Here is an 8768-nt window from a genome sequence, read left to right on the forward strand (position 1 = left end):
TCGGCTAAGCATTATTGACCTGCCCTGGATGTCAGCGGCAACGAAGGAAAAGGCGTTGGAAAAGCTGACAAAGTTCACGCCCAAGATTGGCTATCCCGATAAGTGGCGCGACTACTCCACCTTAGAAATTTCTGCCGGTGATCTGATTGGTAACTTATGGCGAATCGCCGAGTTCGATCATTCCTATGCCATCGCCAAGATTGGCGCACCGGTTGATCGCGATGAATGGCATATGACCCCGCAGACCGTGAACGCTTACTACAACCCACTTGCCAATGAAATTGTCTTTCCGGCGGCAATCTTGCAGCCACCCTTCTTTGATCTCGAAGCCGACATCGCAGCTAATTACGGCGGCATTGGCGCAGTCATTGGCCATGAAATTGGCCATGGCTTTGATGATCAAGGTTCTAAATATGATGGTGATGGAAATATGGTCGATTGGTGGAGCGATGAAGATCGCCGCAAATTTGAAGAGCTCACCGCCGCACTCGTCAAGCAATTCGATGCCTTATCGCCTGAAAGCACCCCAGATATCCACGTCAATGGCGCCTTTACTTTAGGTGAAAATATCGGTGATCTCGGCGGCCTGGCGATCGCCTATAAGGCATGGAAATTAGCTCTGGGCGGTGCGCAAAGTCCGGTGATTGATGGACTCACTGGTGAACAACGATTCTTCCTTTCCTATGCGCACTCCTGGCGCAATAAGAACCGCCCGGAAGAGGTTCGTCGCCGGATTGCAACTGACCCACACTCCCCGGATGAATTTCGTTGTAATCAAATTGTGCGCAATGTGGCTGAGTTCTATCAAGCATTCGGTGTGAGTCAGAGCGATGAACTCTGGCTAGCCGCTGAAGAGCGCGTTCGAATCTGGTGATCGACTACTTACTAGTGACCTAGAAGTGCCTGAGCTTGATCAAGAATTTCTGGCCGATACTTTTCAATCAGTGAAATATGGCCGTGCCCGGGCACGAATTTCAATTGCGCACCCGGGATACGTTCTGCCAGCCACTTCGAATGTGAATGCGGCACCATGAAATCATCATCTCCTTGCCAGATAAAAACTGGCTTTGAAATTGTATTGAGGTCAAAACCCCAAGGTTTTACAAACGCTAAATCGTCATCAATCCAGCCATCAAAGCTGACCGCCAGCGCAGCTCGCATTACAGCTGCCATCTGATCTGCAAATTCACCTTCAATCACAGCTTTATCTGCATCTCCAATAAGTCCACCAAATGCCGCTTTGATTTCTGCTCCCGTGACATTTTTCATCGATGTTGCGTTCTCATTCATCCATGTATCGAGAACTGTTTCGCCTAAAAGAGCTGCTCCAAATTCATCGTGGTTCTCTGCCCCCATGCCATCAAGGAAATTAAGGTCTGGTGAACCAAACTCGCCGACACCGGCTAAAGTAACGGCTCCGATGTTGCGATGGTCGAAGGTATTAGCAAGCGCATGTGGACCTCCACCGGACCATCCAATCGCTACAAAAGTTGAGACATTTTTTCCATCAAGCAGTGATGAGATGTCAGAGTTATTGCTAAAAACGCTTCGGCCAAGATGGCGATCACTAGTTCCATAACCTGCGCGGCTGTAAGACAGGGCGCGAATCCCGCGCAGGGCCGCCTCCTCTAGCCAACTATTCCAGGCGGAGAAATGCCCAGGCGTACCATGATGAAAAATAATCGCCTTTTCAGAGTTAATTCCATTATCGAGAATCTCTAAATCGTGACCATCTTTAACTTTGAATTGGGGCATTTTCTAAGTCTATATCTCTGCCACAATTGGCACGTGGCTAAAGCAGAAGTAGAAAAGGGGTTCTCTTTCGCAATTGACCACGCCGCCGATTCTGGTTTAGCACGAGTGGGAACACTTACAACACCTCACGGTCAGATTCAGACCCCCGCCTTTATTCCGGTTGGCACCAAGGCAACGGTGAAAACAGTTCTGCCAGAGGCGATGGAGAACCTCGGGGCGCAAGCCCTGCTGGCAAATGCTTATCACCTCTATCTGCAACCTGGCCCCGATGTGCTAGATGAGGCCGGCGGCCTCGGTGCATTTATGAATTGGGATAAGCCAACTTTTACCGATAGCGGTGGCTTTCAAGTGCTCTCACTCGGTGTGGGATTTAAAAAGGTGTTAGCGATGGATGCGCAGACCTTCCGTTCTGATCAAGTGATTGCAAAGAATAAAGAGCGGCTAGCCCATGTTGATGATGAGGGCGTTACCTTTAAGAGCCACCTCGATGGCTCGATGCACCGCTTTACCGCCGAAAGCTCAATGCAAATTCAACATAAGCTGGGCGCCGACATTATGTTCGCATTCGATGAGTGCACCACTTTGCATAACACTCGCCCCTATCAAGAGCTGGCCATGTCTCGCACCTATGACTGGGCCATTCGCTGCCTGGATGAACATAAAAAATTGACCGATGCCCGCACAGCAAAGCCATATCAAGCACTCTTTGGCGTCATCCAAGGCGCCCAGTATGAAGACTTGCGCAAGAAAGCTGCCGGTGATCTGGGGACCATGAGTTCATCTGGAATTGAATTCGATGGCTTTGGAATTGGTGGCGCGCTCGATAAAGATTCACTGGGCACAATTGTGAGCTGGGTAAATACAACGCTGCCGCAGGAGAAACCGAAACATCTACTTGGCATCGGCGCCCCGGAAGATCTCTTTGTTGGGGTAGAAAACGGGATCGATACCTTCGACTGCGTGCTGGCATCTCGTATTGCTCGTACCAGTGCGGTCTATACGATGGAAGGTCGTTTTAACGTCTCTAATCAACCATTTATCCGAGACTTTAATCCGATAGATGATGAATGTGATTGCTATACCTGCACGCATTACACCCGCGCCTACCTTTGCCATCTCTTTCGTGCCAAAGAGATGGTTGCTGGCACCCTGGCCACAATTCATAATGAACGTTTTATCGTGCGCCTAGTCGATCAGATGCGACAGGCCCTACTTGATGGAAACTTTCAGGATATGAAAAAAGAATTTATGGGCCGTTATAAGCATAAATCGGGGCAGTCGCGCGACTAGTACGGCTTAGAGCGAGGCAAAGCCCTCTGCTAATACCCCAAGTGCATCCTTCAATAGCTCATCGGTGATGACAACTGGCGGCAAGAAGCGGATGACGTTGCCGTAGGTGCCGGCGGTAAGGATCAGCACGCCCTTGCTCTGGCAATACTTAATCACCTTTGCCATCGCCTCTGGGTTGGGATCCTTTGTTCCGGCATGTACTAATTCAATTGCAACCATGGCGCCTCGTCCGCGGACTTCACCGATAATTGGGTATTGCGCCTTGAGTGCGTTCAGCGCAGCAAAGAGAATGTCACCGATGTGGGCTGCGCGTTCGACTAACTTCTCTTCTTCAATCATTTCAATCACGGCAAGTGCTGCGGCGCAGGCAATCGGATTTCCACCATAGGTGCCACCGAGGCCACCCACATGTGATGAATCCATGATTTCAGCGCGAGCAGTAACTGCAGCCAGTGGCAGGCCACCAGCAATTCCCTTGGCCGAAATGATCATGTCCGGCTCCATACCTTCATGTTCGACGGCAAACATTTTGCCCGTGCGAGCAAAACCTGATTGCACTTCATCAGCAATAAATACAATCTTGTTCTCGGTTGCAAACTTTTGCAGCCCTGGCATAAATCCAACTGGTGGCACGATAAATCCACCCTCGCCAACAACTGGCTCAATCAAAATGGCGGCAACGTTATGTGCTCCCACTTCTTTCTCAATTTTATGAATCACCATATCAAGTGCGTCTTGCGCAATGGTGTCGGGATTTCCAACCCAACGATAGGAATATGGCATTGGCATTCGGTAGATCTCATTAGCAAAAGGACCGAAACCATCTTTATATGGCAAGTTCTTTGCCGTGAGGGCCATAGTCAGGTTTGTGCGGCCGTGATAGGCGTGTTCAAAGACAACGACTGCTGGGCGCTTTGTGTAGTGACGTGCAATTTTGATTGCATTTTCTACCGCTTCTGCTCCTGAGTTTTGCAGAATTGACTTCTTCGCAAATTTTCCAGGAGTTAAACGATTGAGGGCTTCGCAGACTTCGATATAGCCCAGATATGGAGCCGTGGTGAAGTTGGTGTGAGTGAATTTCTCCACTGCTTCTTGCACAGCTTTTACAACGCGAGGTGCGGCGTTTCCCACGGTGACAACACCAATACCTGCACCAAGATCGATAATTCGGTTGCCATCGATATCTTCAATAATCGCATCGTGTGCACGCGAAACAATGACCGGCATCGCAGTTCCTAGTCCCCCAGAAACAGCCTCTTTACGTCGCGCCATCGCCGCCGTCGATTTTGGTCCAGGAATTTCTGTGACCAGATGACGAGTTTGCGGGAGTCGATCCTGTGAAGTCATGGCTTAATTCTAAGCCCCGTATTTCCTACCCGCAGACCTCACCGGCTCTGACTAAGAGTTAGGCTTGCCACATGAGCAGACTCAGAGATAGCGCACCGCTACTTGATGCCTACCTCGCCTACTTCGAGCGCACCAGAACTCCTTTCACCATTCCGGGACATAAGCAGAAGGCGAGCGCGCTAGATGCCGACTTAGGTGCTGTGGTTGACTCAGATACACCTTTATATGGCGGCTTGGATGAAATTAAGTTAACGAATCAGACATTGAAGGCGGCTGAATCACTGGCCGCCACCTTGTGGGGCGCAGATTACGCACGCTTTTCAACCGGTGGTTCAACCCACGCAAACCAGGCAATCATCTTCGCACTAGGAAAGCCCGGCGATAAGGTCGCAGTATCTAGGACCGCGCACCGTTCGGTCTTAAGCGCACTTGTTCTTGCTGGCCTTGAGCCAATCTGGATGTCACCTGAGATTGATGGCGCAACAGGTGTTCCAACCGGAATCACAACTGGCGAACTTGCAAAAGCTTTGAGTGAGAAACCAATTGCGGTGCTACTTACCGAGCCAGGTTATTTGGGAACAATCTCAGATCTACCGGCGCTGATTGAACTTTCACATGCCCAACGTGTTCAAGTGATTTTAGATGCGGCATGGGGCGGACACTTTGGTTTTCACCCACACCTGCCACAGCATGCATTTCAATTAGGTGCTGATGCGCTGATCACTAGTACACATAAAGCCCTGCCTGGTTATAGCGCCTCTGCGCTCTTACTTGCCCGCACCACGTTGCTGAGCGAAGAACGTTTAGAACAAAGCTTTGAAACAACCCACACAACTTCACCAGCTGGAGCCCCACTAGCTTCCATCGATGGCGTGCGCGCACTGCTGCAAACTCGCGGGGAAGAGTTAATCGGCGCCCTGTTAAAAAATGTTCATCACTTCAAAGAGCTGGTGCAGGCCGAATTTGCCCTTCCTATTTTTCTCTATCCGCAGGATTTTCCAGCTGGCCGCTTTGATGCCTCCAAGATAGTTCTGCGCGTGCAGCAGCTGGGGGCTTCCGGAGTTGAAATTGAGCAAGATCTACAAGCTGAAGGAATTCGGGTGGAGATGGCCGATCGAGACACGATTGTCTTTCTGGGCACTATTGCCGATACCAGAGCTGATTTTGATCGATTGGCAGATGTGTTAATTCCGATTCTGAAGCGCAGCCAAGAACAACGGCGCGAGAGCGCAACGGCGCTGAGTTGGTCTGTTGTGCCACAGCGCGCAATTTCTATGCGTGATGCTTATTTTGCAGAGACCGAGTTAGTCAGCGCCCGTGATGCCATTGGGTGCATTTCAGCAGATCTGATTGCACCATATCCGCCAGGTGTTGCAGTTGTTGCACCTGGTGAAATTCTTACCCAACAGATTGTTGAGGGCTTAGGGGCTTCCCGCGCTGCTGGCGTTCGCATCGCCTATGCAACTGATCCCACTCTTGCCAAGTATCGGGTCGTAAAGCGAAGTTAAAGCGGTTGTCGATACACCTTATGCACTTGAGCTTGTGCCACCGGTCTAATCATTAAGTGATCGACATTGAAATGACTTGGCAACATCACTGACCATCTGATTGCCTCAGCCACATCTTCAGCCACCAACGGCCTGGTGACACCTTCATATACCTTCGCCGCCTTCTCAGTATCACCTTTAAAACGCACCGTCGAAAACTCATCTGTCTTAACCATTCCAGGAGCAATCTCTGTCACCCGAATCGGTTGACCATTAAGTTCTAGGCGAAGGGTTTCAACAAGAGAGGTTTCCGCAAACTTTGCCGCCACATAACTTCCACCATTTTCATAGACGCGATGGCCGGCAGTTGATGAAATCATCACGATATGCCCACGGCCAAATGCCTGCATCAGCGGGGTCATTGCTTTGATCATCCGCACAGAACCCACAACATTGATATCAAATGTCTTCTTCCAAATTTCAGGATCGGAGTCATTAATTGGATCCGAGTCAAAAGCACCACCAGCGCAGTTGATAAGAATTGAAACTGGTTTTCCTTGCACGTGCTTGGTAAGTGAATCAATTGACTCTTGCTTAGTGACATCGAGTGTGAAGGCTTCGATGTTCTGATCTTCTGCGGCAAGGGCAGCTAATCGCTCTGTGCGCCTAGCTGCAGCAATCACGTGATAACCATTGCTTGCCAACAATCGCGCTGTTGCCGCGCCGATTCCACTACTTGCTCCAGTAATAACTGCATATTCACGTGTGCTCATGGGGTAGAGAGTACCTCGCAGTTAGAATCTTCGCATGAGTGAAAAGGTAGAGAAGTCCATGCGGCTACCACTTGAAATTAGAGCTGCACTACCTACAGATAAGCAACGTTGGTTCATTCTCTGGCAGGGTTATCTCGACTTCTATCAGACTGAGCTCTCTGTCGAACAAAGTTCACTCACCTGGCAGCGAATTCTTGATCCAGAATTTAATATGAAGTGCGCTGTTGCCATTGATGATGGCCTCATCGTTGGCTTTACGACATATAGCCTGCAGAACTCAACCTGGTCTGAGGGCGGACATTGCTATCTTGAAGATTTATTCGTTGATTCAACTGTGCGCGGAAAAGGTGTAGGGCGAGCTCTGATTGACTATGTAAAGAGCTATGCGATAGAAAATAAATGTTCGCGTCTATATTGGAATACTGATGAAGATAATGAAACTGCCAGAAAACTCTATGACACCTACACCTTAGAATCTGGAAAACGTCAGTACCGAATTGCCCTTAATTAGGCTCTGGATTTTTCGGTTTTCGCTTTAGCAACTTTCTTGGATCAACTTTTTTGCCTTGCGCTTTTACTTGATCAAGCATTCGATCAGCCCAGGCAAATTCCAGCCCAAGGACAACGAGTCCCAGGATTAGAAATGGCAAAGTAAATGGCCCAGGGAGCACGATCAGCAGCAAACCTAAAGTGATGAGAGTGAAGCCAATAACCGAAACAATTACTTTTCGTAGTTGCCTAGGTAGTGTTTTCCAGGTGGCGAGAAATTTACTCTTCCGGCTCATGGCCCGATATTACTCGACCAGCATCAGCACGCGCAGCAGGGTCGGCAAAGGGCGCCTTAAAAACAAAGCAAGTGACCGTCTTCTCTGCGAGCAGCCATAGGATTGACTTTGTGAAAACATTTAGTCACAAGCCAAATAAGGATGCTTCGTGACTACCGCTCTCATCATCACCATGATGGCAATTGGCTTACTGGTGGGAGTATCTAAAACGGCAATTGGCGGGATTGGGCTCCTTTCTGCAGCCCTGATTGCTCAAGTAATGCCGGCTAAAGAATCAACTGGGGTTCTTCATGTTCTCTTTTTGGTAGGTGATCTCTTTGCTATTGGAGTGTATAAAAAGCACGTTGAGTGGAAATTCCTTAAAACTCTTATTTTTCCAGTCTTATGTGGTTTTGTTGTGGGAGCTTTCTATCTCCTCCATTCAACGGATAGCTCCCTGAAAAGAACTATTGGAGTAGTTGTCGTCTTACTAGTCTTGCTATACCCCGTGAGTCAGTATTGGCAGAAACATAATTACGACGTCACTATTCGTTACCCGCGAACTCTTCGGGTATTTCTTGGCTCTACCGCTGGCTTCATGAGCATGGTTGCCAATTCTGGTGGTACTCCCATGAGTATTTATTTGTTGTTGCGCAAAAATTCAGTTCTTAACTTTCTTGGAAATACAGCCTGGCTCTTCTTTATCATCAACCTAGCAAAACTACCTTTCACCCTTGGCCTCGGCTTGCTCGATGTAAACTCACTTCGTTACATCCTTCCTGCTCTTCCGATGGTTGTTATAGGGGCCATTCTTGGAAGAAGATTTATCGCAAAAGTTGATCTACGAATGTTTCAAAAAATTACCCTGATTTCAGCGCTGGCTGTAGGCCTGAAATTAATCTTCTTCTAAAACTTTATTTAATCGAATTTACCGTATCAAATCAGGATAAATAGAGATACGTTAGCTCAATGACAACACTTCCCAAGCCGCATCTCTTTAGGTCAGAGGAATCCAAACCGCTGCGATGGGGAGTCTTCGGTGCCGGCTGACTCGCTGAGCAGATGATTAAAACTGCGCAGAAGAATTCAAAGCAGAATTTTGTTGCAGTTGCCTCTAGAACGCCAGGCAAAGCGCAAGAATTTGCTAAGGCATTTGGTATCGCTGATTTCTATACCTCCTACGAAGAGCTAGCTGCCCGCTCAGATAATTACGCGATTTATATTGGCACGCTTCCTGGGACAGTAATGAAAACCTAGGTGGGAATTATTTAATTGTCAACAATTATCTGTGCACGTCAATTTGGGAAGTGACAGGCAACTTGTGAAGCACCTAGTTGCACGAGAGCAGGCTC

The 8768-nt window shown here is 48.7% G+C and carries 10 protein-coding genes; 6 read left to right on the forward strand and 4 right to left on the reverse strand.

All coding sequences use genetic code 11. The features are described 5' to 3' along the window. Window positions 1-874 (forward strand): M13-type metalloendopeptidase (locus tag AC9UEP_RS05265; RefSeq protein WP_509544744.1); only part of this gene is annotated, 874 nt, incomplete at its 5' end. Between the two features lie 11 nt (window positions 875-885). On the opposite strand, the gene AC9UEP_RS05270 is transcribed toward AC9UEP_RS05265, so the two are convergent. Beyond that, window positions 886-1755 (reverse strand): alpha/beta fold hydrolase, encoded by an 870-nt coding sequence (locus tag AC9UEP_RS05270; protein ID WP_509544746.1) that lies wholly within the window; start codon window positions 1753-1755, stop codon window positions 886-888. A gap of 33 nt (window positions 1756-1788) precedes the next feature. Between AC9UEP_RS05270 and tgt the strand changes: the two genes are divergently transcribed. Next, window positions 1789-3045, forward strand: coding sequence for a tRNA guanosine(34) transglycosylase Tgt (gene tgt / locus AC9UEP_RS05275; protein WP_509544749.1), 1257 nt, complete (start codon window positions 1789-1791; stop codon window positions 3043-3045). Window positions 3046-3051: 6 nt separating this feature from the next. Here the strand turns inward: tgt and gabT are convergent, their stop codons facing one another. After that, window positions 3052-4392 carry a 4-aminobutyrate--2-oxoglutarate transaminase gene (gene gabT / locus AC9UEP_RS05280; protein ID WP_509544752.1) on the reverse strand — a complete coding sequence of 447 codons (1341 nt, stop codon included), beginning with the start codon at window positions 4390-4392 and terminating at the stop codon, window positions 3052-3054. A 71-nt stretch (window positions 4393-4463) separates the two neighbouring features. Between gabT and AC9UEP_RS05285 the strand changes: the two genes are divergently transcribed. Further along, complete coding sequence (locus AC9UEP_RS05285) at window positions 4464-5900, forward strand: aminotransferase class I/II-fold pyridoxal phosphate-dependent enzyme (protein WP_509544755.1); 1437 nt, start codon at window positions 4464-4466, stop codon at window positions 5898-5900. Here the strand turns inward: AC9UEP_RS05285 and AC9UEP_RS05290 are convergent. Next, entirely contained in the window at window positions 5897-6652 is a 756-nt protein-coding gene (locus tag AC9UEP_RS05290; protein ID WP_509544757.1) for an SDR family oxidoreductase, read from the reverse strand. The two genes, AC9UEP_RS05285 and AC9UEP_RS05290, sit on opposite strands and share 4 nt — an antisense overlap. A gap of 34 nt (window positions 6653-6686) precedes the next feature. Between AC9UEP_RS05290 and AC9UEP_RS05295 the strand changes: the two genes are divergently transcribed. After that, window positions 6687-7163: a GNAT family N-acetyltransferase gene (locus tag AC9UEP_RS05295; protein WP_509544760.1), complete on the forward strand. Its 477-nt coding sequence runs from the start codon at window positions 6687-6689 to the stop codon at window positions 7161-7163. Here the strand turns inward: AC9UEP_RS05295 and AC9UEP_RS05300 are convergent. After that, a complete protein-coding gene (locus tag AC9UEP_RS05300; protein ID WP_509544763.1) occupies window positions 7156-7437 on the reverse strand; it encodes a PGPGW domain-containing protein in 282 nt (93 codons plus the stop codon). The genes AC9UEP_RS05295 and AC9UEP_RS05300 overlap by 8 nt on opposite strands. A 148-nt stretch (window positions 7438-7585) precedes the next feature. On the opposite strand from AC9UEP_RS05300, the gene AC9UEP_RS05305 reads away from it, so the two are divergent. Continuing rightward, complete coding sequence (locus tag AC9UEP_RS05305; protein ID WP_509544766.1) at window positions 7586-8326, forward strand: sulfite exporter TauE/SafE family protein; 741 nt, start codon at window positions 7586-7588, stop codon at window positions 8324-8326. 152 nt (window positions 8327-8478) lie between these two features. Further along, window positions 8479-8673, forward strand: coding sequence for a Gfo/Idh/MocA family oxidoreductase (locus AC9UEP_RS05310; protein ID WP_509544769.1), 195 nt, complete (start codon window positions 8479-8481; stop codon window positions 8671-8673). Window positions 8674-8768 lie beyond the last annotated feature (95 nt).

It is taken from the genome of Candidatus Planktophila sp., assembly GCF_040402315.1.
Lineage (GTDB): Bacteria > Actinomycetota > Actinomycetes > Nanopelagicales > Nanopelagicaceae > Planktophila.

Excerpts from the sequence above, each read along its gene's own strand:
- AC9UEP_RS05310 (WP_509544769.1), top strand. The coding sequence starts at position 8,479 with ATGATTAAAACTGCGCAGAAGAATTCAAAGCAGAATTTTGTTGCAGTT.
- AC9UEP_RS05285 (WP_509544755.1), top strand. The coding sequence starts at position 4,464 with ATGAGCAGACTCAGAGATAGCGCACCGCTACTTGATGCCTACCTCGCC.
- gabT (WP_509544752.1), bottom strand. The coding sequence starts at position 4,392 with ATGACTTCACAGGATCGACTCCCGCAAACTCGTCATCTGGTCACAGAA.
- AC9UEP_RS05290 (WP_509544757.1), bottom strand. The coding sequence starts at position 6,652 with ATGAGCACACGTGAATATGCAGTTATTACTGGAGCAAGTAGTGGAATC.
- AC9UEP_RS05295 (WP_509544760.1), top strand. The coding sequence starts at position 6,687 with ATGAGTGAAAAGGTAGAGAAGTCCATGCGGCTACCACTTGAAATTAGA.
- AC9UEP_RS05300 (WP_509544763.1), bottom strand. The coding sequence starts at position 7,437 with ATGAGCCGGAAGAGTAAATTTCTCGCCACCTGGAAAACACTACCTAGG.
- AC9UEP_RS05270 (WP_509544746.1), bottom strand. The coding sequence starts at position 1,755 with ATGCCCCAATTCAAAGTTAAAGATGGTCACGATTTAGAGATTCTCGAT.